Source organism: Peteryoungia rhizophila, assembly GCF_004912145.1.
GTDB classification, from domain to species: Bacteria; Pseudomonadota; Alphaproteobacteria; order Rhizobiales; family Rhizobiaceae; genus Allorhizobium; species Allorhizobium rhizophilum.
Map to the genome: position 1 here is coordinate 275,372 of NZ_STGT01000005.1, position 24,479 is coordinate 299,850.

Genomic DNA, 24,479 nt, shown 5'->3' on the forward strand with positions numbered 1-24,479 from the left:
CATGTCCGAACAGATCTTTTCCAACGCCCGCATCGTGCTCGAAGACCGCATCGTCGACGGCAGTGTCCTCGTTCGCGACGGCAAGATCGCATCGATCGATGAAGGTCGGAGCGCGATCGGCGAGGACTTTGGTGGCGACTATCTGATCCCGGGTCTCGTCGAACTGCATACCGACCACCTGGAATCGCATTACTCGCCCCGTCCGGGTGTTCGCTGGCACATGACCTCCGCAATCCAGGCCCACGACGCCCAGATCGTCACCTCGGGCATCACCACCGTCTTCGATTGCCTGCGCATGGGCTCCGACGAAGACGGCGGTTTCGACAAGGGTGAGATGCGCGACATGGCAGACGCCATTCAGGCCGCCGAGCGCGATGATCGCCTCCGGGCCGAACACCTGATCCACCTGCGCTGCGAGGTCGCCTCCGACAACGTGCTCGATCACTTCGCCGACTTCGAAAAGGACCCCCATGTGCGCCTCGTCTCGCTCATGGATCATTCGCCGGGCCAGCGTCAGTTCCAGACGATGGAGCAGTACACGCTCTACTATAAGACCAAGCGCGGATTGACCGACGAGCAGTTCGCCCGCTTCGTCGACAGCCGCCTCGCGCTTTCGGAGCGCTATTCGACTGTGCATCGCGATGCGCTCGCCAAGGCCTGCGCCGAGCGCGGGATCACGGTCGCCAGCCATGACGACGCAACACTCGCCCATGTCGAGGAAGCCAAGGGGCATGGCGTAAAGCTTGCGGAATTTCCGACCAGTTTCGAGGCGGCCGAAGCCTCACATAAATCGGGCATGAGCGTCCTCATGGGCGCTCCCAACGTGGTGCGCGGCAAGTCTCATTCCGGCAACATCGCCGCCCGCGATCTCGCAAAGCGCGGCGTACTCGATGTGCTTTCCTCGGATTACGTACCGCTCAGCCTCCTGCATGCGAGCTTCGTTCTGGCCGATGAGATCGACGGCATTTCGCTGCCCCAGGCTGTTGCCATGGTGACGGCGACGCCGGCCCGCACAGTCAGCCTGTCTGATCGGGGCCGCATCGAAACCGGCCTGCGCGCAGACCTCGTGCGTGTCCGCCGAGATGAGGGCGTTCCTGTCATTCGTGCCGTCTGGCGAGAAGGACGCCGGGTGGCCTGATGATGCAAGTGGCGAAAGGCGTAGCGAGCGAGAAGAATGCGGCAACCGGCACGCTGATCGCCGTCGTCGGCCCGAGTGGCGTCGGCAAGGACAGCCTGATGGATATCGCCCGGCACCACTTCGCCGGAAGAGACAACCTGCGCTTCGTTCGCCGCGTCATCACCCGCGCTGAGGACGCCGTTGGCGAAGACCATCACGCTGTGACTCCGGAAGCTTTCGAAGAGCTCTCGAAGTCCGGGGCCTTTGCGGTGAGCTGGCAGGCCCACGGCCTCGGCTATGGCATCCCCGCAGACGTCTACGACGATCTCGCCTCGGGCCATGTCGTCATCGCCAACGGATCCCGCTCCGCGCTCGATGCCTTCCGCGCCGCATTTCCACAGCTGGTGGTGGTAAACGTCACGGCGCGTCCGGAGATCCTGGCCAAACGACTCGCCACACGTGGACGCGAGACTGCCGCTGACATCGAAGCCCGTCTCGCACGATCGTCCGAGCCTCTGCCGCCGGATCTGCATGTCGTCACCATCGACAACAGCGGGGAACTCGACCTTGCCGGCACAGAACTTGTGAACCTGATCCAGGGACTGTTCCGCAAGTAATAGCGTGCGATCCGGCGCCCGAAGTGCAGCGCGGCTCAGCCCCCCTCTGTATCCACATCGATCGGCGCTCGATGGCGCAGTGTGTCTCATTGCGGCAACTCGACCCCAATGCTGCGATGAATGCGGCAGTTTCTCCCGCTTTCATCTTGACTCAATCGGACACCTCACGTATGCGACCCTCGACTTAACGTGTGGGTGAACTGCGCCTTATGTCCTTCGCGATGCGCGAAGTTGAACTGGCGGAACGAAGGTTCCGCTCCTCCGACTGGCAAAAAGACGGCCCCTCGCAAGGGGAGAGCCGGAACGAACATGAAAGGATAAACAATGTTCGCAGTCATCAAAACCGGCGGTAAGCAGTACCGCGTAAACGCCAACGACGTGCTGACCATCGAAAAGCTGGAAGCCGACGCTGGTGCAACCATCGAATTCACCGAGATCCTGATCGTCGGCGAAGGCGAAACAGCGACCATCGGCGCGCCCTTCGTGGCTGGCGCCAAGGTCACGGCCGAAGTTGTCGAGCAGATGCGCGGCAAGAAGGTCATCGCCTTCAAGAAGCGTCGTCGTCAGAACTCCAAGCGTTCGCGCGGCCATCGTCAGCACCACACCGTGGTGCGCATCACCGACATCGTCGCTGCCTGAAGCGCGTCTAAGAACAAGGTTTAAAGGAGAACTCCCATGGCACACAAAAAAGCTGGCGGTTCCTCGCGCAACGGTCGCGATTCCAATTCCAAGCGCCTCGGCGTGAAGAAGTTCGGTGGCGAAGTCGTCATTCCGGGCAACATCATCGTGCGTCAGCGCGGCACCCAGTGGCATCCGGGCGCGAACGTCGGCATGGGCAAGGACCATACCATCTTTGCACTCACGGCCGGCAATGTGGACTACCGTACGAAGTCGAACGGTCGAGTCTTCGTGTCTGTAATGCCGAAAGCCGAAGCAGCGGAATAAGCCGGTAGCGCTCTAAAACAGCCGGCGTCTCATCGACCCGGCTGACCGCATCAGGTTCAGTTTAGAAAAAGGGGAGATGGGGCGCCATCTCCCCTTTTTTCTTGTCCAACGAAGGAGACTGAACCATGCAAAGTCTGATGTTGAGGGATGACCAATCACGGTCACCCGAAGAACAACCAAGGCCTGATCGGCCGAGGAGCGATTGCCCTGTCTTATTGTCGCAAAGGCTCGTCCTGCGCGCACCCCACATCGAAGACATCGACGCCCTTGCCCATCTCGCCAACAACGCCGCCATCGCCACCATGGTGGCGCGCATGCCGCATCCCTACACGGCGAAAGACGCGGCCGACTTCGTGCGACGCACGAATATCGGCGAGATCGGCAAGTGCGTCTATGCCATCACGAAAGCGGACAATGGCGAGTTCCTCGGTTGCTGCGCGATGGAGCCCAACCCCGTCGATGATACGATCCTGGAGCTGGGATATTGGCTGGGTGAGCCTTACTGGAACAGGGGTTATGCCACCGAAGCCGCCCATGCGCTGATCGATATGGCGTTCCGCACCCGTGAATGGGTGTCTCGCATCGATGCGCGCTGCCGGGTGACCAACATCGCCTCGCGCCGCGTCATCCAGAAGTCGGGCTTCCAGTTCCAGGGCACCGGCATGGTCGGCAACCTCGCCATGGGCGGCACCGTCCCCGTCGAATGGTACAGGCTCGACCGCAAGACCTGGCTGTCGCTGAAGAGCTGGGGAGAGATGCGATGAGCGCGATGCTAGCAGAAAGGCCGGCGATCACGCCGGCAATGCCCGGCCCCTGCCAGGTCATCGAAACGGCACGCCTCGTCCTGCGTCCTCACCGGATGCAGGACGCGGATGCGATCGCTGCCTCGCTCAGCGATTTCAGCGTCGCCCGCATGTTGACGCGGGTGCCGGCCCCCTATGATCGGGAGGACGGTCGCGACTGGCTGAACATGGTGACATCAGGGTTGAAGCCCGACTGGCATTTCGCCATCACGTTCGACGGCGTGCATGTCGGCGTGGCCTCCCTGGAGCTCCGGCACGGCCTCTGGCACATCGGCTACTGGCTGAATCGCTTCTACTGGGGCCGCGGCCTGATGACCGAAGCAGTCGAAGCAGCACTCGAGCGCTTCTTCCAGCGTTTGCCGCAGGCCGAGATCCACGGTGCCGCCTTTGCCGATAACCCGGCCTCGCTCCGCCTGCTGGAAGCACGGGGCTTTCGCATATCAGGCGTGCGGGATGTCTTCTCCAAGGCGCGTAATGCCATGGCACCGCTCGTGGAGTCACGGCTCTCGCAAGCAGACTTTGCATCGCGCCGGCGCAAAGCATAGCCGACAATGCTCCGGGCGCTCACCGCCCGGAGCTCAACCCTCCGCAAGTTCGATCCAGACAGGAAAGTGGTCGGAGCCGCGAGCGGAATTGTCCACCCGACAGGCCTTCAGACGATGAACGAGGCCTCCACTGACGAAGCAGTAATCCAGATGCATGCGACGCGATTGATCCTCGCTGATCCAGCTGTAGCCGTCCGTCGGGCGAGACTTCAGATGCGCCTCGGCATCCGTCGGATAGCCGGCTCTCGGCGCGCGCCCGTAATACGCATCATTTCGACCGACCATGGCCACGTATTCGGGGCTTTCGGGCTGCATGTTGAAATCGCCCATGATCAGGAATTCCGCCGGCAGCGGCGGATCCGAAACCGCAAATTCGACGGCACCGGTCAAGGCGCCGCCTTCGTCCAGATAGCGACAGGCGCGGTCCTTGAGAAACGCGATCTGGGCCAGTCGTTCGTCGGGCGAGACATGGTCGAGATGGACGGAATAGACCCTCAGCGCCCCACCCGGCGCGTCGATAATCGTTTCCAGCGCGCCGCGCTGGAGGTTCAGCTTATCGAAGGTCCGGTTGCGCGGCAGGAGCAGGTTGCGACTGGCGCGGATCGGATAGCGCGACAGAACCATGTTGCCGAACTGGAACCGCCTTTCGCGAAGGCGACCATCGACGATCTGGTGATCGACCAGCACATCACAGGCCGGACCGAAGGCTGCGAAGTAGTCGGGAAAGAGCGCGGAAAAGGTCTCGACCAAATCCGCATAGCCATTCCGACTATAGCCCCGGGTGACCTCCTGCAGCGCGATCACGTCTGCTTCGCGCATGCTCTCGGCGATGCGTGCAGGGTCGAAACGCCCGTCCTGGCCGAAGCCATACTGGATGTTGTAGCTCACGAACTTCACGATAAACTTTGACCTCCGCTTCAAGCGGCTATATCGATGGCCGCAATCTCCGCGCAGAACCTGACAGAAGAATTGACGGCAGCAAGATGAAATTTCTCGACGAAGCTAAGGTATATATCCGCTCGGGCGACGGTGGCGCCGGTGCTGTCTCGTTTCGGCGCGAAAAGTTCATCGAATTCGGCGGTCCTGACGGCGGCGACGGCGGTCGTGGCGGCGATGTCTGGGTGGAGGCGGTCAACGGCCTCAACACGCTCATCGACTTCCGCTTCCAGCAACATTTCAAGGCCAAGACCGGCACGCACGGCATGGGCCGCAACCGCACCGGCGCCAATGGCGACGATGTGACGCTCAAGGTTCCCGTCGGCACACAGATCTTCGAAGAAGACAACGAAACCCTGATCGTCGACATGACGGTCGAGGGCCAGCGTTTCCGCATTGCCAAGGGCGGCAATGGCGGCTTTGGCAACGCGCATTTCAAGACCGCGACCAACCAGGCGCCCGACTGGGCCAATCCCGGCCTCGAAGGCGAGGACATGACAGTCTGGCTGCGGCTGAAGCTGATCGCCGATGCCGGCCTCGTCGGACTGCCGAATGCCGGCAAATCGACCTTCCTCGCATCCGTGACGCGCGCCCGGCCGAAGATTGCCAACTACCCCTTCACCACGCTGCATCCGAACCTCGGCGTCGCGACCATCGACGAGCGGGAATTCATTCTGGCCGACATTCCGGGCCTGATCGAAGGCGCGCATGAAGGTGTGGGCATTGGCGATCGCTTCCTCGGCCATGTAGAGCGCACCCGCGTACTCCTGCACCTCGTTTCGTCCCAGGAAGAAGAAGTCGGCAAGGCGTACAAGACCGTACGCCACGAACTCGACGCCTATGGTGCTGGCCTCGAAGACAAGCCGGAAATCGTGGCGTTGTCACAGATCGACGTGCTCGATGAGACGGAGCTGAAGAAGAAGGCAGCGGAGCTGAAGAAAGCCTGCGGCCAGACACCTCTTCTGCTCTCTGCTATCACCAGCAAGGGCATGACCGACGCTTTGCGCGCCCTGCGTGACGTCATTGTCGCCGCCCAGGGCAATCGGCCCCTGCCGGAAAAGCGCGAGAAGAACCGCCGCAACCGCGATGACGACGGCAATCTCGAGGCCGGACTGGACGGAGAAGGCGACGACTGATGGGAACCCGGCTCCGCTCGCTCTCCCGCGTCAAGCGTGTCGTCATCAAGATCGGCTCCGCTCTGCTGGTCGATCGGGGCTCCGGTATTCGCAAGGAGTGGCTCGATGCCATCTCCGATGACATCGCTGCGCTGAAGGCGCGCGGCACGGATGTGCTGGTCGTATCCTCTGGCGCCATCGCGCTCGGTCGCACCGTGCTCGACATGCCCTCGGGCGCCCTCAAGCTCGAAGAGAGCCAGGCCTGTGCGGCCGTCGGCCAGATCGCGCTTGCCCGGCATTGGTCGGAGAGCCTCTCGCGCCACCAGATCGTCGCCGGCCAGGTCCTGCTGACGCTGGGCGACACCGAAGAGCGCCGACGCTATCTGAACGCCCGTGCGACGCTGAACCAGCTGCTCAAGATCGGCGCTGTGCCGATCATCAACGAGAACGACACGGTCGCGACCACGGAAATCCGCTACGGCGACAACGACCGGCTTGCCGCACGCGTCGCCACCATGGCAGGTGCCGACCTGCTCGTCCTGCTGTCGGACATAGACGGTCTCTATACCGCCCCGCCGCATCTCGATCCCAGCGCCCTATTCCTCGAAACGATCGAGGAAATCACGCCAGCAATCGAAGCCATGGCCGGGGGTGCCGCCTCCGAGCTCTCGCGGGGTGGCATGCGCACCAAGATCGACGCGGGCAAGATCGCAACCAGCGCCGGCTGTGCCATGATCATCGCCTCGGGCAAAACCATGAACCCGCTCTCGGCCATCGAGAACGGCGCAAGACATTCCTGGTTCGCGGCATCCAAGTCTCCCGTCACGGCACGCAAGACTTGGATCGCCGGCCAGCTGCAGCCTGCAGGCACCTTGCAGGTCGACAACGGGGCCGAGGGTGCGCTCCGCTCCGGCAAGAGCCTGTTGCCGGCAGGTGTCCGCTCGGTTTCCGGTGCCTTTCATCGCGGCGATACCGTCTCCATCGTCACGACCGAGGGACGCGAGATTGCCCGCGGCCTCGCTGGCTATGACGCCGAAGAAGCCCGGCGAATTTGTGGTCGCAAATCCAACGAAATCGAGCAGATACTCGGTTATGCCGGCCGCGCCGCCATGATCCACCGAGACGACCTCGTGATGACCGAACTCGGACAGCGGGATGCCGCAGCCGCTGACCGAAAGGATGCAGCCCATGCTTGAGACCGTGTCGAACCAGAATTCCGTCGAAGGCCTGATGCTCGGCATTGGACGCCGCGCCCGCGCTGCGGCGCGACCACTCGCAGTCGCCTCGCCCGAAGCCAAGAACAAGGCACTGTTGGCGATGGCCGACGCCCTCATCGCAGCCGAAGCAGATATCCTCGCGGCGAATGCGCTCGACCTGAAGAATGCCGCAGAGGCTGGCCTCGCCGCGTCGTTCGTCGATCGCCTGACGCTTAATTCCGACCGCGTTGCAGCCATCGCCCAGTCGATGCGCGAGATCGCCGAACTGCCGGATCCCGTCGGCACTATCATCACCGAGTGGGATCGCCCCAACGGCCTGCATATCGAGCGCGTCCGCACGCCGCTCGGCGTCATCGGTGTCATCTATGAAAGCCGGCCGAACGTGACGGCCGATGCCGGCGCGCTGTGCCTCAAGGCCGGCAACGCCGTAATCCTACGCGGCGGCTCGGATTCGGCGCATTCGTCGCGCGCCATCCATGCCTGCCTGGTCAAGGGCTTGGTCTCCGCCGACCTTCCTGCGGATGCGATCCAGCTCGTGCCCACCACCGATCGCGCAGCCGTCGGTGCGCTACTCTCCGGTCTCGAAGGATCGATCGACGTGATAGTCCCGCGCGGCGGCAAGAGCCTCGTTGCGCGCGTCCAGCAGGAAGCCCGTGTACCCGTCTTCGCCCATCTCGAAGGCCTATGCCACGTCTATATCGACGGCTCCGCCGATCTCGACATGGCGAGGAAGATCGTCGTCAACGCCAAGATGCGTCGCACCGGCATTTGCGGCTCGGCAGAAACACTGCTCGTCGACAGCGCTGCAATCGCCACGCATCTGCAGCCGCTGATCGAAGCGCTGACGGAAGCCGGCTGTGAAGTCCGCGCCTCGGCCACCGTGCTGCGCATCATTCCGGGTCTGAAGCCCGCGACAGAAGAGGATTGGCGCACCGAATATCTCGACGCGATCATTTCCGTTGCTGTGGTTGACGGCATCGGTGGCGCCATTGATCACATAGCCCGCTATTCGTCGAACCACACGGAAGCGGTGATTGCCGAAAACCCTGCAGTGGTCGAGCGCTTTTTCAATGAGATCGATTCGGCCATCCTGCTGCACAATGCCTCGACCCAGTTTGCCGATGGTGGCGAGTTCGGCATGGGCGCCGAGATCGGCATCGCCACCGGCAAAATGCATGCCCGCGGGCCCGTCGGCGTCGAACAGCTGACCTCCTTCAAATATCGCGTCCGCGGCAACGGCCAGGTCCGTCCCTGAGGTGGTGGAAGCGGCACTCGCCCATCGCCATACTGTGATGCCGCATGTCGAACGTGGCATGGTGGTCGGTCTCTTCGGCGGTTCCTTCAACCCGCCGCATCCGGGACACCTGCTTGTGGCCGAGATCGCCCTGCGGCGCCTCGGCCTCGACCAGCTGTGGTGGCTGGTGACACCCGGCAACCCGCTGAAGAACCAGAAGGAACTGGCACCGCTTGCCGAACGCCTCGCCGCCTGCGAAGCGCTGGCTGGAGATCCACGGATCAAGGTGACAGCATTCGAGAAGACGCTGGGCACGAGCTATACGGCCCGAACGCTGGAATTCATTCGGTCCCGCAATCCGCATGTGCACTTCATCTGGATCATGGGTGCAGACAACCTCGCCGGATTCCATCGCTGGCAACGCTGGCAGAAGATCGCGACCACCTTCCCGATCGCCGTCATCGACCGCCCCGGCTCGACGCTCGCCTATCTCTCGTCGAAGATGGCGCGCACCTTCGATTTCGCGCGGATCGACGAGGACGACGCCGGTGTGCTCTGGCAGAAGCGGGCGCCGGCCTGGACCTTCATCCACGGGCCGAGATCGACGCTGAGCTCGTCTGCACTCCGGGCTGCGGCGAACAAATCCTGATCGCGAACAGTTTGAGTGAGCCGCGACAACCGTGTCTTGAAAGATTCGTGGATCGATGCCACCTTTTAGCTGCGATCCGAGTTATGAGAATCGCAGACGTGCTGTTCTGTTTTGCCAAGGAAAGGACGAACTCTGACAACAGTACACACCAAGGGACGCGCTTCCCGCGTAATCCCGAAGAGCATGGAACGTGGCGCCGATGCTGCAGCCCGTGCGCTTGAGCTGGTCCTCGCAAGCCTCGAGGACTCGAAAGCAGAAGACATCGTCTCCATCGACATTGCCGGAAAATCGGCGCTGGGCGACTACATGGTGGTCGTATCCGGACGCTCGAACCGTCATGTCTCGGCGATCAGCGAACACCTCATTTCCGACTTGAAGGACGAAGGCATGGGCTCCGCCCGCGTCGAAGGCCTGGAAAACGGCGATTGGGTCTTGATCGACACGGGAGACATCATCGTGCATGTGTTCCGTCCCGAAATCCGCGAGGTCTACAACCTGGAAAGGATGTGGGCCACTCCGGACATCGAGGATCGCCTGCACTGAAAACGGCCGGCCGTCCGTCGGACGGTCCCGAAGCCGGATTGACACGGCGGGACACTTCCTGCCGATAGAGATGGTTTTGTGACCTGAAACTGGGACTGCCCGCATGAAAATTGGCATCTATGCCGTTGGCCGGCTGAAAGCCGGACCAGAGAAGGAACTCGCGTCCCGCTATCTGGACCGCTTCGCCAAGGCCGGACCGCAATGCGGCCTCGAATTCACACGCTCCGTGGAGCTGAATGAAAGCCGCGCCGGCAATGCCGACACGAGAAAGCGCGAGGAAGCCCAAGAGCTTTCCCGCCAGATCCCCGACGGCGCGCTCATCGTAGTCCTCGACGAGCGCGGCAAGGCCTTCGACAGCGCCGAGTTTGCGAAATTCGTCGGTGACGCTGCCGACAACGGCCAGCGCGACATGGCCTTCGTCATTGGAGGCGCCGACGGCATCGATCCGGAGCTGCGCGATCGCGCCCGCCTCGTCCTCAATCTCGGCAAACTCACCTGGCCACATCAGCTGGTCCGTATCCTGATCGCCGAGCAGCTTTATCGCGCCGTGACCATCCTGACCGGCCACCCTTATCACCGCGTTTGAACCCATGGGGCGGATCTGCGAGGCAATGCTTTGCCTTGACCGCAAATCAGCGTATTTTCCCGCCGAACCGGATGAACCCCTTGCCCATCGCCGCAGCCGAAACCGCCCGCGTCATGAAAGCCCGCCGAAGACGGGCTGGCTTCGTTGTGGTCGGCGTCATGGCCGGTGTTCTGGCTTTCACCGCACCTTGTTCGACACTGGCACAACAGGGTGCCCCCCCGTCGGCGGCAGCGGCCCAGCCTTCCGGACAGGGGGAGACGACCGGAGCACTGCCAACAGTCTCTACGGCGACAGGCGATCGCATCGTCTCTCAGGAAGTTGCAGATCCCGCCCTGGAACTGCGTGCCAAACGCGATCAGGTGAGCTCAGAACTGCAGGATATCGCCGCCAGCATGAAACTGTCCGAGGGCAAGGCGACCGAACTCGAGAAGAGCATCGATGAGCTCGAAAAGACCTCGGAAAGCCTGAAGACGGCCCTGATCGAGTCTGCCAAGCGCCGCAAAGACATCGAGAAACAGATCAGCGAAGGTGAAAAGCGGCTGGCCGATATTGGCCTGCGCGAAGATCAGATCCGCGCCTCCTTCCGCGAACGTCGGTCGATGCTCGCCGAGGTGCTGGCGGCCCTCCAGCGCATGGGGCGCAATCCCCCACCGGCGCTCCTCGTCAGCCCCGAGGATGCGCTTGGATCGGTCCGCACCGCAATCCTGCTCGGCGCGGTCGTGCCCGGCATCAGGCATGAAACCGACAAGCTGGCCGCCGATCTCGAAGAGTTGATCGCGCTTCGAGACGCCGGCAAGAAGGAGATGGACGGCCTTGTGGTCGCCATCGCCAGCCGCCAGGAAGAAGAGCGACGAATGGATCTTCTGGTCGCTGAGAACGAACGTATCGCTCGGACGAATTCGCTACAGCTGCAGGCGGAACGCAAGCAAGCAGAGGCACTTGCAGAGCGCGCCACGACGATGGAGGCACTGATCCGCTCGCTCGAAAACGAGATCACCTCTGTCCGCCAGGCCGCCGAACTGGCACGGGCTGAAGAGGTTAAACGCAATCAAATGAGCGATGAGCAGAGGGCCCGTGCCCTGGAGCTCGCCCAGTCTGGACTGCCCGATAAAAACCGCATTGCGCCAGCATATCCTTTCAACGATCTGAAGCAGAAACTGGAATTGCCGGCTGCCGGCGAGACCCTGCGTCAGTTCGGTGACCCGGACGGGACAGGGCACCAGGCTCAGGGCATCGTCATTGCCTCACAGCCCGGCGCGCTCGTGACCGCACCGGCGGATGCATGGGTAGTGTTTGCTGGAAATTTCCGAAGCTACGGCCAGATGATTATTCTGAATACGGGCGACGGCTTTCACATGGTACTGTCCGGAATGGACCGGATCAGCACCAGTCAAGGCAAGTTTGTGCTCTCCGGGGAGCCTCTGGCGACCATGGGTGAGAAAAGAGTGGCGAGCTCAGCCGCTTTGGCGCTGGAAACCGATCGACCAACTCTTTACATTGAACTTCGGAAAGACGGTAAACCGGTTGATTCCCGTCCCTGGTGGGTCGGAGGCGATTCTGGAAAGGCACAGAATGATACGTAGGGTCTCTCTTCTCCTCGTCGGCGCACTGATGGGCGCAACCGCGATGAGCGTCATTTATTCCGCAGGTGTTCCGGCCCAGGCTGCTGGCAACTCCACCTATAGGGAACTCTCGATCTTCGGAGACGTCTTCGAGCGCATTCGTGCGCAATACGTCACCCCGCCGGACGAGAACAAGCTGGTCGAAAGCGCCATCAACGGCATGCTGACCTCGCTCGACCCGCACTCCGTCTACATGAACGCCAAGGATGCGGCGGACATGCAGACCCAGACGCGCGGTGAGTTCGGCGGCATCGGCATCGAAGTCACCATGGAAGAGGAACTCGTCAAGGTCATCACGCCGATCGACGACACCCCCGGCGCCAAGGCCGGCATCCTCGCCGGCGACTTCATCTCGGAGATCAACGGTGAATCCGTTCGCGGCCTCAAGCTCGAGGAAGCCGTCGAGAAAATGCGCGGCGCGGTCAATACGCCGATCAAGCTGACCATCCTGCGCGAAGGCGCCGACAAGCCGATCGAGCTCAGCGTCACGCGCGAAATCATCGCGATCCGCGCCGTCAAGTCTCGCGTCGAGGGCGACGTCGGTTATCTCCGCGTCATCTCCTTCACCGAGAAGACCTATGACGATCTGGAAGCCGCAATCGAGAAGATCAAGACGGAATTGCCGGGCGACAAGTTGAAGGGCTATGTCCTGGACCTGCGCCTCAATCCCGGCGGCCTTCTCGATCAGGCGATCTACGTATCGGATGCCTTCCTGGATCGTGGCGAAGTGGTTTCGACCCGCTCGCGTGATCCGCAGGACACCCGCCGGTTCAACGCAACCGCCGGTGACTTGACCGACGGCAAGCCTGTCATCGTGCTCGTCAACGGCGGCTCTGCCTCGGCTTCGGAAATCGTTGCCGGCGCCCTGCAGGACCTGAAGCGTGCAACGGTGCTCGGCACCCGCTCCTTCGGCAAGGGATCGGTTCAGACGATCATTCCGATGGGCGAAAAGGGTGCGCTGCGCCTGACCACGGCGCTCTACTACACGCCGTCGGGCAAGTCGATCCAGGGCACCGGCATCGAGCCTGATATCAAGGTGGATCAGCCGCTTCCGGAAGAGCTTCAGGGCAAGGTTCGCACGGAAGGCGAATCCTCGCTACCGGGCCACATCAAGGGTCAGGACGAAGGCGAGGAAGGCTCCGGCTCCGTTGCCTACGTCCCGCCGGAAGCCAAGGACGACGTCCAGCTCAACTACGCGCTCGATCTGCTGCGCGGCGTGAAGAACGATCCGGCCTTCCCGGCCGATCCTCAGAAAGCCGCGCTTCAGTAAGGACTTGAGACGGCCGCCCGCTTATCCATGATGCGCGGGCGGCCTCTTCGTATCTGGACCGCCGGCATCACTGGAAGTTTCGCATGGACCTGCATGCACCGCTCGGTCAGGAGCGAAAGGGCAAGAGCCGAGGCAAGGCGCGCCTTCGCCTGTCTACCGTGTCGTCCGTGTTTGCCGTTCTCGCCCTGTCCGGCCTGTCTGCCTGGACCGCTTTTTCGCCTGTTGCACTCCGCACCGAGCCGCCGATCGGCCTGACCCCGGCGCCACCGCAAACAAGTGAAGTCGCCGAAGCCGAAGCTGCCCGCGATCCGACGGATGGTCCGGCCGGCATCGCGACAAGCGGCCCGAACGACGGCGCCGTCATCCGTCGCACCACGACCGCCGATGGCAATGTCGTCACCACTTTCAGCCCCAATGCCCGTCAGGGCCCGGTCGTCATCGGCTCCAGCCCCACTCAGGACCCGCGTCTGGCCGGCCGGCCCAACGAGGACCTGATCGAAATGACGGATGCCGGTGGGCTACCTGCCGTTTCTGCCTCTGGTCTGCGCCCTGTCGATTTCTATGCCCGCCCGTGGTCGGGCGCGCGCGGAACCCGCATTGCTATCGTCATCGGCGGGATTGGTCTGAGCCAGACCGGCAGCCAGAAGGCTGTTCGCGAGCTGCCAGAGGACATCACGCTCGCCTTTGCCGCGACCGGCAACAGTCTGCAGCGCTGGATGCAGGAGGCCCGCAGCAAGGGACACGAGATCGTCCTGCAGGTGCCCATGGAACCTTTCGACTATCCCGCAATGGATCCGGGGCGCGGCACCCTTCTCGCCGAAAAGGCGACGGCCAGCAATCTCGCCAATCTTCACCAGGCGATGGCGCAGATCACCAATTATACCGGCATCATGAACTACATGGGCGCCCGCTTTCTGGCCGACGACAAGGCGATGGATCCCGTCATGCGCGACATCGGCAATCGCGGCCTGATGTTTCTCGACGACGGCTCCACCGCTCGTTCGCTTTCCGGTGATTTCGCCAAGGCAATCGGTATCCCACATGCCTATGCGGACGTCATGATCGACGCCCAGGTCGATCGCCAGGCGATCCTCGCCAAGCTCGATGAGCTGGAACGCATCGCACGCCGCAACGGCCAGGCGATCGGCGTCGGGGCCGCCTTCGACGAAACAATTGCAGCCGTGGCCGAGTGGCGCAACGAGGCGGTCGCCCGCGGCATCGAATTCGTCGGCGTCTCTGCGCTGGCAAACAAAAACAGGCCCTGAGGACACCATGACAGAATTCTTATCGACCAAGCCCACGGTGAAGGCCGAGGATCTGCCCTATCGCCCCTGTGTGGGGATCATGGTGCTTAACCGGGAGGGTCTGGTCTGGTCCGGTCGGCGCATTCCGCAAGGCAACTCCGAATATGATGGCTCTCCGCAGCTCTGGCAGATGCCGCAGGGCGGCATCGATCCCGGCGAAGATCCGCTGCCCGCCGCAATGCGAGAACTCTACGAGGAAACCGGCATGAAGACCGTTTCGCTTCTGGCCGAGGCGAGCCGCTGGATCAATTACGACCTGCCTTCAGAACTGATCGGCGTCGGCCTGAAAGGCAAATTCCGCGGCCAGACCCAGCGCTGGTTCGCCTTCCGCTTCGAAGGCGACGAGGGCGAGATCGCCATCAACCCGCCACCCGGAGGGCATGAGGCGGAGTTTGACGAATGGGACTGGAAGCCGATGCAGGACCTGCCCGGCCTGATCGTTCCCTTCAAGCGCCGCGTCTACGAAGAGGTCGTCGCCGAGTTTGCTCACCTGGCGGGATGACGGCTTGTTACCGTGTTCTGCGGCTTCAATTTGTTCATGATTGTGTGAAAGCATTTCGCCACGACCTGCCGGTGAAGGATATGCAGTGGTGGCAACGAAGGCATTCGGAAGATCGTCCGAGGACAAAAGGAAACGCGAGTTCGAGAGGCTGGAAGCACTCGAACAGTTGGACTTTCTCGATACGCCGAGAGACGACGGCTTCGACCGCATCGTACGCCTGATAAAGCTGTTCTTCACGGTCGAGATCGGCCTCGTCTCGCTGGTCGATTCTCATCGTCAGTGGTACAAAGCCTGTGACGGCCTGTCTGCCGACGAAGTTCCGCGGCAAGACAGCTTCTGCCGATATGTCGTCGATGAAGAGGAAGCCATGGTCGTGCAGGACACGACACGGGACCCACGCTTCATGCAACATCCTTCCGTCACAGGCGATTCCCATATCCGTTTTTATGCCGGCGTCCCGCTGAAGACACGAGACGGGCATATCCTCGGCACGGTCTGTGCGATCGACCGGCACCCGAAATCGTTTTCAGCGAGGGATCTCGCAATCCTGCAGGAATTGGCGGGGGCCGCCATGGACCGGATCGAACTGCTGCAGTCGGCAGCGACGGACAGCCTGACCGAAGCGCTGACCCGGCGCGCCTTCAAGCAGGAGGCCGATCAATTCATCTCGCTCGCGCTGCGCCACCAGCATGATTTGTCCTGCATCGTGCTGGATATCGACCATTTCAAGAACGTGAATGATACGCATGGCCACGCGGCAGGCGACGACGCCTTGAAAGCCGTGGCCTCTGTCTGCAAGGCGAGCCTCCGGGCTGGAGACTTGTTCGGTCGCCTTGGCGGCGAAGAGTTTTCTATCCTCCTGCCCCATGCCGACCGCGAAAGGGCGATCGCCGTAGCCGAGAAATTGCGCATGGCGATTTGCTCCCAGTCGATTATTGGGAGCTACGGCGCGTTGAACGTGACAGCGAGTTTCGGCATATCCACGCTTTCGATCGTCAGCAAGGACATCGAGACGCTTCTGGCTCAGGCCGATGCCGCTATGTATCACGCCAAGCATTCGGGTCGGAACCGCTGTGTCGCCTGGAGTTCGATGCCGGCCAATCATACGGTGGGCACCCGCCGGCGGGTGCTGAAGGCCGGATCCATCCTGTTCAATGAACGTCGCTCGACGATGGACTGCACCATCAAGTCCCTTGGTGTCGACAGTGCCGGTTTATCAGTCTCCAATTCCGTTGGCCTGCCACCAGAATTCACCCTGGCGATCAAGGGAGAAAACTTCGAGACCTTGTGCAAGATCATCGCTCAGGATCGACAGAACGTCGAGGTAGCCTTCAAGCTTTAATCGACAGCAGATGGTCAGTGGAACCGGCCGTCCGGCTAAGGTCCCGTAGCGACCTCGAAGCCTTCGTCGGCCCAACCGGTCATGCCACCGATCATGACCTTCACTCTGCGCCCCAGCCTCGAAAGCCTAAGCGCCGCCCGATCGGTGCCGTTGCAATGCGGTCCGGCGCAATAGACGACGAAGAGCGTATCCGCGGACCATTCCGCCATCTTCCGCTCGGTCATCTTGCCATGCGGTAGATTGATCGCACCAGGCACATGTGCCTTTTCAAAAAGCTTTGGCCCCCGCACGTCGAGCAGCACGAAGTCCGGTTCGCCCCCGCTCATCACCTCATGCACATCCCAGCAATCCGTTTCGAAAGAAAGCCTTGCCGCATAGTGCGCGCCCACGAGGGCAGGGTCGGCGGCGGGGATTTCACTCACGAGGCTCGACATGACTGGCTCCTTTCATTCAAGCGATGACCGGACCTTGCCTTTTTGCAGACTTCGACGAAACTGGCATGAATGACAACATGCGTAAAGATCACGCCAATGACGCAGTTTCATCTCGGGGACGCGGATCAATCCGAGACAGAAGTCTCGAGCAGCGTGCCGCGAACGGACGAACCGCTGCAATCAGCACCTTTCGCCGCCTCGCCGCTCACCGGCCCGCGCGTCGTCACGCTGGCCTATGACGGCCTCTGCACCTTCGAATTCGGCGTTGCCGTGGAAGTCTTCGGCCTCGCCCGGCCCGAAATGGGAGAAGGCTGGTATCGCCACGCCACGGCCGCCGTCGAGCCCGGTCTTCTACGCGCGGCCGGCGGCCTCACCGTGACGGCGACCGGGGGGCTGGCGCTCCTGGAAGAAGCGGATCTGATCGTGGTACCCGGCTGGCGCGGGATCGACGAGCCTGTCCCGAACAAGCTGCTTCAGGCCTTGCGCACCGCGCACGGCAGAGGCGCCCGGCTGATGTCGCTCTGCTCCGGCGTCGCGGTACTCGCGGCCACGGGCCTGCTCGATGGTCGCCGTGCCACGACACATTGGCGGTATGCCGATGCGATCGCCGTTCGCCACCCGAGGATCTGTCTTGATCCCGATGTACTCTATGTCGATGAAGGTGAGATCCTGACCGCCGCCGGAAGTGCGGCCGGCATCGATCTCTGCCTGCATGTCGTGCGCCGCGATTTCGGCGCAGAGGCTGCCAACAGCGTCGCCCGGCGCCTCGTCGTGCCACCCCATCGGGAGGGCGGCCAGGCTCAGTTTATCGTCAGACCCGTACCGCAGGAGCGCGAGGGACAACGGCTTGGTCCCTTGGTCGAGTGGATCGACGCCAATCTGCAACATGAGGTGACAATTGCCGAGATGGCCGCACGCGCGGGCATGAGCACACGGACCTTCCAGCGCCGGTTCCGCCAACTGACCGGCACGAGCCCTGGCGAATTTCTGCTCGCCCGAAGGCTACGTCATGCCTGCGACCTGTTGGAACGGCATGGTAAACTGTCGCTCGACGACATCGCGCTCGCCTCGGGCTTCGGCACGCCGGCGACGTTGCGTCACCATTTTCGCGCCCGCCTCGCTACCAGCCCGGCAGCTTATCGGGCCCGTTTCGGGCAGAGAATCTGAAATAGATTTGCTCTGGTATGAAAGGTTTTTGGAGAGGGAGCTGGGCAGCATGAACTAAGAACGCATGCGCCCAACCATAGGGAGATTTTACCGCTCCGCGGATGCGGCCTCTTCGGCACTTTCCTCGATTCGCTCCATGTCGTCGTCGGACAGGCCGAAATGATGGCCGATTTCGTGGATCAGCACGTGAGTGATGATGTCGCCCAGCGTCTCTTCGTTCTCGGCCCAGTAGTCGATAATGGGACGCCGATAGAGGGTGATCCGGTTCGGCACCATGCCGGTTTCCATGGAGAACCGCTCTGACAGACCCTGGCCCTCGAAAAGGCCCAGAAGATCGAAAGGCGTTTCGAGCGCCATGTCTTCGAACACTTCATCCGTGGGAAAATCAGAGATCTCGATAATGAGATCCTTGCTCAGGTCGCGGAATTCTTGCGGCAGGTGGCCATAGGCCTCGATCGCCAGCGACTCGAATGTGCTGATCGTCGGGGCGTGCCGTTCGCGCCAATCCTCGCTCTGGTCTATGCGGGCCATGAATACTCCTTACTGCCCCGAGATATAGGATGTTTGCAACACCATTTCGAGAGTGAATTCAACAGAGGAATAAATTCTCAATCGAATCCGGTTGACTCTTGAATGAAGCTCTGGAATCCATAGGAACAAATAGAGAACAATTTATCAGGAGAGATCGTCATGGGCGAGAGCCCTCAGGCGCGCGAGACGCTTTGTGCCTTGCGAGAGGCGATTGCCCGGATCGAGGGAAAGCCGGACCATGCCGCGCGCCTAGCGGCTGGCCTGTGCCCGGAAACAGGGCAAGCGACGCCAGAGGAGAGGCTGGAGAGACAGGGTCTCTTCGATGGCATGATAGGTGAGGTCCTTGCTCGGGGAACACTGGTCGAACTCAGAGGTCTGCGGTTACAACAGGCAGGCTCTGTGACCGGCCTCGGACTGGCCTTCGCCCTCATGGCTGCGGAAAAGAACGGGAAGGCAAGACAGCGCCTGCTTTTCGTCGCCGACCCCCATGTCGTGCGCGAGGCCGGCCTTGCCTATGCACCCGGCCTCCTCGACTTCGGCCTGTCGACTGCCGGACTGGTCCATGCCCTCCCGCGCCGCCTTGAGGATGCGTTATGGCTCACAGAGGCAGCCCTCACCTCGCGCGCCTTTTCCACCGTGCTTCTTGAAGTGCACGGCAATCCTAAGAAATTCGGCCTCACCGAGAGCCGGCGCCTGAGCCTGAAAGCCCGCGCTACCGGTGGCAAGCTGCTGATCCTCCGCCAGGCGGGCGAGGAAGAGGCTTCCAGCGCCCTTCTTCGCCTGTCTGTCGAACCCGCGCCGGCGGCGGCGCGCCATCTCGCCGACGGGTCCCTGCTGGGCGGCAGCATCGGGTCCCCCGTCTTTCGAATCACACTTGAGAAATCCCGCATCCCGGGCTCACCCGAACTCATTCTGGAGTGGAATTCCGATGACCGCCGCCTTCGCCTCTTTGAGCATTTCCAATCACCCGGCCTCGGATCGCCGCATTCTGTCGCTCTTCTTCCCACGGCTTCCGACCGACCGCATCGCCAGACGTCGCTGGGGTCTGTCCTGGCGTTTACCCCCCGGCTCGACCGTGCATCCTGAATATCCGCCGCTGGCCTGTGCCGGCCGGGTCGCCAACGCCATGCGTATCACGGCACTGGATGAGACAGCCGAGACTTTTGGCCTCCGGGTCGGGCAGGGACTGGCGGAAGCCCGTGCCATCTGTGCGAGCCTGGACGTGATCGAGGCGGATCCCGCCGCCGACCGCGCGCTGCTCGACGCTGTCGCCGACTGGTGTGATCGTTACACACCGCTGGTGGCACTGGACGGCGATGACGGCCTGATGCTGGATATCACCGGCTGCGCGCATCTTTTCGGTGGCGAAGACAGGCTGGTAGAGGACGTCGACCGGCGCCTGACCGCCTTCGGCTTTGCCGTCCACATCGCTGTCGGCCCGACACCGGGCCTGGCCCGCGCCTGCAGCCGCTTTGGCGGACCAAGATGTATTGCAGCCTCCGAGGCTACGGCAGCGCTCGCTCCCCTGCCGGTTGCTGCTCTGCGGCTCGAACCACAGACAGTGATGGATCTCGCCCGTGTCGGCCTGAAGACGGTGAGCGAGCTTCTCGCGGCTCCACGACCGCCGATCACCCGCCGTTTCGGGCAAGCCCCCATGCTGCGTCTCGACCAGGCGCTCGGCCGCGAGGGCGAGCCGATTTCCCCCCGACGCCATCTGCCGCTGCTGTCGGCCGAACGAAGGCTCGCAGAACCGATCATGACAGAGGATCAGGTACTCGATCTCGCCGGTCGTCTCGCTGGAGGCCTGAAAACCTCGCTCGAAGCCCGTGGCGAAGGAGGCCGACTGTTCGAGCTTCTCGTCTTCCGGGTCGATGGCCGGGTCTTCCGCATCGAGGTCGGCGCCTCGGCCCCCTTGCGTGACACTGCACGTATCAGGGCTCTCTTCGAGGAGCGTCTCTCCGTCCTGCACGACGATCTGGACGCCGGTTTCGGCTTCGAACTCGTCCGTCTCAATGTCCTCCTGAGCGAGACTTACGATGCCCGCCAACCCGAACTTGTCGGCGAGGAAGACAATCGTGAAGACCTCACGCGGTTCCTCGACCAGATTTCGGCTCGTCTGGGCGAACGTGCGCTCCGCCTGCCCGTGCCGCTTGCCAGCCATTGGCCGGAGAGAGCGACGATGCATGCACCGGCCACCGACGCGCTGAAGGCGCTCGACCGTCCGGCCGCGCGGACAGACGTGGTCGCGAGACCGGTACGCGGCCTGCGGCCCTTGCGCCTGCTCGATCGGCCGGAAGAAGTCGAGGTCATGTCTGCCGTTCCGGACGGCCCGCCGGCAAGCTTTCGCTGGCGCCGCGTGCAGCGGCGCATCCTGCGGGCGGAGGGGCCGGAACGCCTCGCACCGGAATGGTGGGTCGACGGCGAGGATGCCCCGCCACGGGATTATTTCCGCATCGAGGACACCGACGGCCAACGCTTCTGGCTGTACCGCCAAGGCCTCTATGAACGGCGGACCGTGACACCGACCTGGTTCCTCCAGGGTTTCTTTGCGTGAGGCGCGCACCATGACCGCGGGACCCTTTTACGAAATCGGACTGCGCAGCAATTTCTCCTTTCTGGACGGCGCCTCCCATGCCGAGGAACTGGTGGAGCGAGCCCTGTTGCTCGGTCTCTCGGGTCTAGGCCTTGCCGATCGAAACACGGTTGCCGGCGTCGTGCGCCTACATGCCTCGGCCAAGCTGAACGGTCTCGAATTCCGCCCCGGTGCCCGTCTCGTCTTTGACGACGAAACGCCGGAGCTTCTCGCCTATCCGATGAACCGCAAGGGATGGGGCAATCTCTGTCGCATGCTGAGCGAGGGCAACCTGCGGTCGAAGAAGGGTATCTGCACGCTTTGGGAGAAGGATCTCTTCGACTGGTCGGAGCATCTGCTGTTCGTTGCCATGTCTCCCTCACTGCCCGGAACTGCCGATGTCGAAAGGTTCGAAACCCGCCTCGCGCATATTCGCCACCGGCTTGGGGATCGGCTCTACCTCGCGCTCGTTCCGCGTTATGACGGCCTCGACCAGAAGACCTTCGGCGAACTCGACGGGATGGCGAGAAGGCTCGATCTGCCGCTGATCGCGACGAATGATGTCCTTTATCATGCTCCGGAGCGCAAACCCGTGGCCGACGTTGTCGTTGCGATCAAAGAGCATGTGACGATCGCCGAAGCCGGCCTGCGCCTGCATGCCCATGCCGAGCGACACCTGAAGAGCCCGACCGAAATGGCCCGCCTGCTGCGCGCCTGGCCGGAAACGCTCGACAACAACATCCGCTTCTTTAGCCGGCTTCAATTCTCTCTGGATGAATTGTCCCACCAGTATCCCGAGGAAATCTTCGATGGCGAATCCCCGGCCCTGGCCTTGCGCCGGCTGACCTATGAAGGCGCACGAAAACGTTATCCGGACGAAATCCCCCGGAAGGTCCTCGGCCTTCTCGACTATGAACTGAAGCTGATTGCCGAGAAACGATACGAGCCGTATTTTCTCACGGTTTACCGGATCGTCTGTCATGCGCGAAAGGTGGGCATCCTTTGCCAAGGCCGCGGTTCCGCTGCCAATTCCGCCGTCTGTTTCTGCCTCGGCATCACCGAGGTCGATCCGCAGAAGACGACCCTGCTCTTCGATCGTTTTCTGTCCACCGAACGCGACGAGCCGCCCGATATCGATGTCGATTTCGAGCATGAAAAGCGCGAGGAGGTGATCCGGTTCATCTATGAGACCTATGGCCGTGAGCATGCGGCGCTGACCGCCGCCGTCATCAGCTACCGCGCCCGCTCGGCCGGCCGCGAGGTCGCCAAGGCCTTCGGTATGTCGGATGATGTGCAGTCGGCGCTGGCCGGCTCGATCTGGGGCTGGTGGACCAGCGACTTCACCGAGGAGCAGGCTAAGGCGGCCGGGCTCGACCTCAAGGATCCGACCACCCGGCACGTCCTCGCCTATGCCCAGGCCCTGCAGAATTTCCCCCGACATCTCTCCCAGCATGTCGGCGGCTTCGTCATCACCCGGGACCGCTTGGACGAGGTGGTTCCGATCATGAACACGGCAGACGGTCGCTACATGGTCGAATGGGACAAGGACGATCTCGATACGCTGAAGATCCTCAAGATCGACGTGCTGGCGCTCGGCATGCTCACCTGCTTGGCCAAGGCCTTCAAGCTGCTTTCCAGCCATTATGATCGCCACGAGACCCTTGCCTCGGTGAACGAGGACCAACGCGACGAAGTCTATGACATGATCTGCCGTGCCGACACGCTCGGCGTCTTCCAGATCGAAAGCCGTGCCCAGATGAGCATGCTGCCGAGGCTGAAGCCCCGAAAATTCTACGATCTCGTCATCGAGGTCGCTATCGTCCGCCCCGGCCCGATTCAGGGCAACATGGTCCACCCCTATCTCAAGCGACGCGAGGATGAACGCGCTGGCCGGCCGATTGATTATCCCAGCCCCGAACTCCGCACCGTGCTGGAGCGCACGCTGGGCGTACCCCTCTTCCAGGAACAGGCCATGCAGATCGCCATCACCGCAGCCGGCTTCACACCCGCCGAAGCCGACAAGCTGCGCCGCGCCATGGCCACCTTCCGCCGCACGGGCCAGGTCTCCAGCTTTCAGAAGCGCATGATCGAGGGCATGGTGGAGCGCAATTACGATCCGGAGTTCGCCGCCCGCTGTTTCAGCCAGATCGAGGGTTTCGGCGAATATGGCTTTCCGGAAAGCCACGCCGCCTCCTTCGCCCTGCTCGTCTACGTCTCCTGCTGGTTCAAGGCCTTCTACCCAGACATCTTCTGCGCCGCGATCCTCAATTCCCAGCCGATGGGTTTCTATGCGCCGGGCCAACTGGTGCGCGATGCCCGCGAACACGGTGTCGAAATAAGGCCCGTAGACGTCAATCATTCCGTCTGGGATTGTACGCTGGAAGGAGATGAACAAGGGCAATCGGCCTTCGATCCAGCCCGAATTGCGTCTCGCCACCGCTCCATGACCGACGTTATCCGGAGCCGCCACGCCGTACGTCTCGGTTTTCGCCAGATCAAGGGTATCTCCGAAAGCGAGATGGCGATCCTCGTCGAGAGGCGCGGTGCGGGTTATGATTCCGTTCGAGATCTCTGGCTGCGCACGCGCCTGCCACGCGCGGCAATCGAGAAACTCGCCGATGCCGACTGTTTTTCGTCTCTCGGCCTCAACCGTCGCGATGCCCTCTGGGCCGCCCAGGCGCTCGATGCGGGAGCAGCCGTCGAAGTCCTGCCGCTTTTCCTCGCGCTTGCGGGCCAGGATATGCAGCAGGAGGCGGAGGTCGCACTGCCCCGCATGCTGCCGGGCGAAGAAGTGCTCAGCGATTATCGCACGCTGTCCTTTTCGCTCAAGGCGCATCCCTTGTCCTTCCTGCGCGAAGCCATGCATCGAGCCGGCCTCAAATCGGCGGCCGACCTCGAAAACCTGTCTCATGGTGCGAAGGTGGAAATCGCCGGCCTTGTGCTGGTGCGCCAGCGCCCCGGATCGGCCAAGGGTGTGATCTTTATGACGCTGGAGGACGAAACAGGCACGACGAACGCCATCGTCTGGCCAAAAACCTTCGAGCGTTACCGGCCGGTGGTGATGGGGGCGAGGCTGGTTGCCCTGCGCGGCCGACTGCAGAAGGCGCATGGGGTCATCCACGTCGTCGCCGACCATCTCGTCGATGCCAGTGCCCGTCTCGGCCTGTTGCTCGAAGACCTCAAGACCTTCAATACGCTTGCGCATGCCGACGAGGTCCGTCGGCCGGGGGTCGACGCCCGTCAGGCCAAACACGAGAAGCAGGCACGCACCATGCCGATCAAGCCACCGCCCGCGCTGCCCACCGCCGCGCCGCCGCCCCGCCATCCCCGACGTAGCGCCATGGCGGAGCTGATGCCCAAAGGCCGCAACTTCCACTGAAACCCACCCTGTGGGTCCCGGCGGCTCTGCCAACCGCGTGTCTGCGAAT

At 62.4% G+C, this 24,479-nt stretch carries 24 protein-coding genes; 21 read left to right on the forward strand and 3 right to left on the reverse strand.

Translation table 11 applies throughout. The annotated features are described in order from the left end of the window. Position 1: 1 nt before the first annotated feature. The 6 genes from E9677_RS20315 to E9677_RS20340 all read left to right on the forward strand — a co-directional run bounded on the left by E9677_RS20315 (position 2) and on the right by E9677_RS20340 (position 4,027). Positions 2 to 1,138 carry an alpha-D-ribose 1-methylphosphonate 5-triphosphate diphosphatase gene (locus tag E9677_RS20315; protein WP_136559879.1) on the forward strand — a complete coding sequence of 379 codons (1,137 nt, stop codon included), beginning with the start codon at positions 2 to 4 and terminating at the stop codon, positions 1,136 to 1,138. 2 nt (positions 1,139 to 1,140) lie between these two features. Further along, positions 1,141 to 1,734, forward strand: coding sequence for a phosphonate metabolism protein/1,5-bisphosphokinase (PRPP-forming) PhnN (gene phnN / locus E9677_RS20320; RefSeq protein WP_136560048.1), 594 nt, complete (start codon positions 1,141 to 1,143; stop codon positions 1,732 to 1,734). 324 nt (positions 1,735 to 2,058) lie between these two features. Next, on the forward strand, positions 2,059 to 2,373 hold the full coding sequence (gene rplU, locus E9677_RS20325; protein WP_136559880.1) for a 50S ribosomal protein L21: 315 nt from the start codon (positions 2,059 to 2,061) through the stop codon (positions 2,371 to 2,373). Between the two features lie 36 nt (positions 2,374 to 2,409). Beyond that, a complete protein-coding gene (rpmA, locus tag E9677_RS20330; RefSeq protein ID WP_112239648.1) occupies positions 2,410 to 2,679 on the forward strand; it encodes a 50S ribosomal protein L27 in 270 nt (89 codons plus the stop codon). 125 nt (positions 2,680 to 2,804) lie between these two features. Next, positions 2,805 to 3,443, forward strand: a complete 639-nt coding sequence (locus tag E9677_RS20335) for a GNAT family N-acetyltransferase (RefSeq protein ID WP_136559881.1) — start codon at positions 2,805 to 2,807, stop codon at positions 3,441 to 3,443. Beyond that, on the forward strand, positions 3,440 to 4,027 hold the full coding sequence (locus tag E9677_RS20340; protein ID WP_136559882.1) for a GNAT family N-acetyltransferase: 588 nt from the start codon (positions 3,440 to 3,442) through the stop codon (positions 4,025 to 4,027). The genes E9677_RS20335 and E9677_RS20340 overlap by 4 nt, the downstream gene beginning before the upstream one ends. 33 nt (positions 4,028 to 4,060) lie before the next feature. Here E9677_RS20340 and E9677_RS20345 read toward each other — a convergent pair whose 3' ends face one another. Next, positions 4,061 to 4,924 (reverse strand): endonuclease/exonuclease/phosphatase family protein, encoded by an 864-nt coding sequence (locus tag E9677_RS20345; protein ID WP_136559883.1) that lies wholly within the window; start codon positions 4,922 to 4,924, stop codon positions 4,061 to 4,063. An 86-nt stretch (positions 4,925 to 5,010) separates the two neighbouring features. On the opposite strand from E9677_RS20345, the gene obgE reads away from it, so the two are divergent. From obgE to E9677_RS20400, 11 genes are all read left to right on the forward strand, one after another. Beyond that, positions 5,011 to 6,099: a GTPase ObgE gene (obgE, locus tag E9677_RS20350; RefSeq protein WP_136559884.1), complete on the forward strand. Its 1,089-nt coding sequence runs from the start codon at positions 5,011 to 5,013 to the stop codon at positions 6,097 to 6,099. After that, positions 6,099 to 7,274, forward strand: coding sequence for a glutamate 5-kinase (proB, locus tag E9677_RS20355; protein ID WP_136559885.1), 1,176 nt, complete (start codon positions 6,099 to 6,101; stop codon positions 7,272 to 7,274). Before obgE ends, proB begins: the two co-directional genes overlap by 1 nt. Continuing rightward, positions 7,267 to 8,550 (forward strand): glutamate-5-semialdehyde dehydrogenase, encoded by a 1,284-nt coding sequence (locus tag E9677_RS20360; protein WP_136559886.1) that lies wholly within the window; start codon positions 7,267 to 7,269, stop codon positions 8,548 to 8,550. The genes proB and E9677_RS20360 overlap by 8 nt, the downstream gene beginning before the upstream one ends. 37 nt (positions 8,551 to 8,587) lie before the next feature. Then, positions 8,588 to 9,178, forward strand: coding sequence for a nicotinate-nucleotide adenylyltransferase (locus E9677_RS20365; RefSeq protein ID WP_136560049.1), 591 nt, complete (start codon positions 8,588 to 8,590; stop codon positions 9,176 to 9,178). Between the two features lie 183 nt (positions 9,179 to 9,361). Continuing rightward, positions 9,362 to 9,721: a ribosome silencing factor gene (rsfS, locus tag E9677_RS20370; RefSeq protein WP_235883045.1), complete on the forward strand. Its 360-nt coding sequence runs from the start codon at positions 9,362 to 9,364 to the stop codon at positions 9,719 to 9,721. Between the two features lie 103 nt (positions 9,722 to 9,824). Continuing rightward, positions 9,825 to 10,307 carry a 23S rRNA (pseudouridine(1915)-N(3))-methyltransferase RlmH gene (rlmH, locus tag E9677_RS20375; RefSeq protein ID WP_136559888.1) on the forward strand — a complete coding sequence of 161 codons (483 nt, stop codon included), beginning with the start codon at positions 9,825 to 9,827 and terminating at the stop codon, positions 10,305 to 10,307. Between the two features lie 113 nt (positions 10,308 to 10,420). Then, positions 10,421 to 11,890 carry a murein hydrolase activator EnvC family protein gene (locus tag E9677_RS20380; RefSeq protein ID WP_408014762.1) on the forward strand — a complete coding sequence of 490 codons (1,470 nt, stop codon included), beginning with the start codon at positions 10,421 to 10,423 and terminating at the stop codon, positions 11,888 to 11,890. Then, entirely contained in the window at positions 11,880 to 13,199 is a 1,320-nt protein-coding gene (locus tag E9677_RS20385) for a S41 family peptidase (protein ID WP_136559889.1), read from the forward strand. The genes E9677_RS20380 and E9677_RS20385 overlap by 11 nt, the downstream gene beginning before the upstream one ends. A gap of 83 nt (positions 13,200 to 13,282) precedes the next feature. Further along, positions 13,283 to 14,464, forward strand: a complete 1,182-nt coding sequence (locus E9677_RS20390; RefSeq protein WP_136559890.1) for a divergent polysaccharide deacetylase family protein — start codon at positions 13,283 to 13,285, stop codon at positions 14,462 to 14,464. A 7-nt stretch (positions 14,465 to 14,471) separates the two neighbouring features. Then, positions 14,472 to 15,005 (forward strand): RNA pyrophosphohydrolase, encoded by a 534-nt coding sequence (locus E9677_RS20395; protein ID WP_136559891.1) that lies wholly within the window; start codon positions 14,472 to 14,474, stop codon positions 15,003 to 15,005. 85 nt (positions 15,006 to 15,090) lie between these two features. Continuing rightward, positions 15,091 to 16,347: a sensor domain-containing diguanylate cyclase gene (locus tag E9677_RS20400; RefSeq protein ID WP_136559892.1), complete on the forward strand. Its 1,257-nt coding sequence runs from the start codon at positions 15,091 to 15,093 to the stop codon at positions 16,345 to 16,347. 35 nt (positions 16,348 to 16,382) lie between these two features. Here E9677_RS20400 and E9677_RS20405 read toward each other — a convergent pair whose 3' ends face one another. Next, positions 16,383 to 16,781: a rhodanese-like domain-containing protein gene (locus E9677_RS20405; protein WP_136559893.1), complete on the reverse strand. Its 399-nt coding sequence runs from the start codon at positions 16,779 to 16,781 to the stop codon at positions 16,383 to 16,385. A gap of 96 nt (positions 16,782 to 16,877) precedes the next feature. On the opposite strand from E9677_RS20405, the gene ftrA reads away from it, so the two are divergent. Then, positions 16,878 to 17,948 carry a transcriptional regulator FtrA gene (gene ftrA / locus E9677_RS20410; protein WP_136559894.1) on the forward strand — a complete coding sequence of 357 codons (1,071 nt, stop codon included), beginning with the start codon at positions 16,878 to 16,880 and terminating at the stop codon, positions 17,946 to 17,948. Positions 17,949 to 18,035: 87 nt separating this feature from the next. Here the strand turns inward: ftrA and E9677_RS20415 are convergent, their stop codons facing one another. Next, the gene (locus E9677_RS20415; protein ID WP_136559895.1) at positions 18,036 to 18,479 is read right to left on the reverse strand and encodes a metallopeptidase family protein; all 444 of its coding nucleotides are present in this window, start codon (positions 18,477 to 18,479) and stop codon (positions 18,036 to 18,038) included. A gap of 159 nt (positions 18,480 to 18,638) precedes the next feature. Between E9677_RS20415 and E9677_RS25650 the strand changes: the two genes are divergently transcribed. From E9677_RS25650 to E9677_RS20425, 3 genes are read left to right on the forward strand one after another with little or no spacing between them, the layout of a single operon-like run. Further along, positions 18,639 to 19,565, forward strand: a complete 927-nt coding sequence (locus E9677_RS25650; protein WP_235883046.1) for an ImuA family protein — start codon at positions 18,639 to 18,641, stop codon at positions 19,563 to 19,565. A gap of 40 nt (positions 19,566 to 19,605) precedes the next feature. Further along, positions 19,606 to 21,033, forward strand: a complete 1,428-nt coding sequence (locus E9677_RS20420; protein WP_235883056.1) for a Y-family DNA polymerase — start codon at positions 19,606 to 19,608, stop codon at positions 21,031 to 21,033. Between the two features lie 10 nt (positions 21,034 to 21,043). After that, the gene (locus tag E9677_RS20425) at positions 21,044 to 24,430 is read left to right on the forward strand and encodes an error-prone DNA polymerase (RefSeq protein ID WP_136559897.1); all 3,387 of its coding nucleotides are present in this window, start codon (positions 21,044 to 21,046) and stop codon (positions 24,428 to 24,430) included. The last annotated feature ends 49 nt before the right edge of the window (positions 24,431 to 24,479 follow it).

What these genes read in the sequence shown, in the direction of transcription:
- E9677_RS20315 (WP_136559879.1), top strand. Translation starts at nt 2, where the DNA reads ATGTCCGAACAGATCTTTTCCAACGCCCGCATCGTGCTCGAAGACCGC.
- phnN (WP_136560048.1), top strand. Translation starts at nt 1,141, where the DNA reads ATGCAAGTGGCGAAAGGCGTAGCGAGCGAGAAGAATGCGGCAACCGGC.
- rplU (WP_136559880.1), top strand. Translation starts at nt 2,059, where the DNA reads ATGTTCGCAGTCATCAAAACCGGCGGTAAGCAGTACCGCGTAAACGCC.
- rpmA (WP_112239648.1), top strand. Translation starts at nt 2,410, where the DNA reads ATGGCACACAAAAAAGCTGGCGGTTCCTCGCGCAACGGTCGCGATTCC.
- E9677_RS20335 (WP_136559881.1), top strand. Translation starts at nt 2,805, where the DNA reads ATGCAAAGTCTGATGTTGAGGGATGACCAATCACGGTCACCCGAAGAA.
- E9677_RS20340 (WP_136559882.1), top strand. Translation starts at nt 3,440, where the DNA reads ATGAGCGCGATGCTAGCAGAAAGGCCGGCGATCACGCCGGCAATGCCC.
- obgE (WP_136559884.1), top strand. Translation starts at nt 5,011, where the DNA reads ATGAAATTTCTCGACGAAGCTAAGGTATATATCCGCTCGGGCGACGGT.
- proB (WP_136559885.1), top strand. Translation starts at nt 6,099, where the DNA reads ATGGGAACCCGGCTCCGCTCGCTCTCCCGCGTCAAGCGTGTCGTCATC.
- E9677_RS20360 (WP_136559886.1), top strand. Translation starts at nt 7,267, where the DNA reads ATGCTTGAGACCGTGTCGAACCAGAATTCCGTCGAAGGCCTGATGCTC.
- E9677_RS20365 (WP_136560049.1), top strand. Translation starts at nt 8,588, where the DNA reads ATGCCGCATGTCGAACGTGGCATGGTGGTCGGTCTCTTCGGCGGTTCC.
- rsfS (WP_235883045.1), top strand. Translation starts at nt 9,362, where the DNA reads ATGGAACGTGGCGCCGATGCTGCAGCCCGTGCGCTTGAGCTGGTCCTC.
- rlmH (WP_136559888.1), top strand. Translation starts at nt 9,825, where the DNA reads ATGAAAATTGGCATCTATGCCGTTGGCCGGCTGAAAGCCGGACCAGAG.
- E9677_RS20380 (WP_408014762.1), top strand. Translation starts at nt 10,421, where the DNA reads ATGAAAGCCCGCCGAAGACGGGCTGGCTTCGTTGTGGTCGGCGTCATG.
- E9677_RS20385 (WP_136559889.1), top strand. Translation starts at nt 11,880, where the DNA reads ATGATACGTAGGGTCTCTCTTCTCCTCGTCGGCGCACTGATGGGCGCA.
- E9677_RS20390 (WP_136559890.1), top strand. Translation starts at nt 13,283, where the DNA reads ATGGACCTGCATGCACCGCTCGGTCAGGAGCGAAAGGGCAAGAGCCGA.
- E9677_RS20395 (WP_136559891.1), top strand. Translation starts at nt 14,472, where the DNA reads ATGACAGAATTCTTATCGACCAAGCCCACGGTGAAGGCCGAGGATCTG.
- E9677_RS20405 (WP_136559893.1), bottom strand. Translation starts at nt 16,781, where the DNA reads ATGTCGAGCCTCGTGAGTGAAATCCCCGCCGCCGACCCTGCCCTCGTG.
- ftrA (WP_136559894.1), top strand. Translation starts at nt 16,878, where the DNA reads ATGACGCAGTTTCATCTCGGGGACGCGGATCAATCCGAGACAGAAGTC.
- E9677_RS20415 (WP_136559895.1), bottom strand. Translation starts at nt 18,479, where the DNA reads ATGGCCCGCATAGACCAGAGCGAGGATTGGCGCGAACGGCACGCCCCG.
- E9677_RS25650 (WP_235883046.1), top strand. Translation starts at nt 18,639, where the DNA reads ATGGGCGAGAGCCCTCAGGCGCGCGAGACGCTTTGTGCCTTGCGAGAG.
- E9677_RS20420 (WP_235883056.1), top strand. Translation starts at nt 19,606, where the DNA reads ATGCGTATCACGGCACTGGATGAGACAGCCGAGACTTTTGGCCTCCGG.
- E9677_RS20425 (WP_136559897.1), top strand. Translation starts at nt 21,044, where the DNA reads ATGACCGCGGGACCCTTTTACGAAATCGGACTGCGCAGCAATTTCTCC.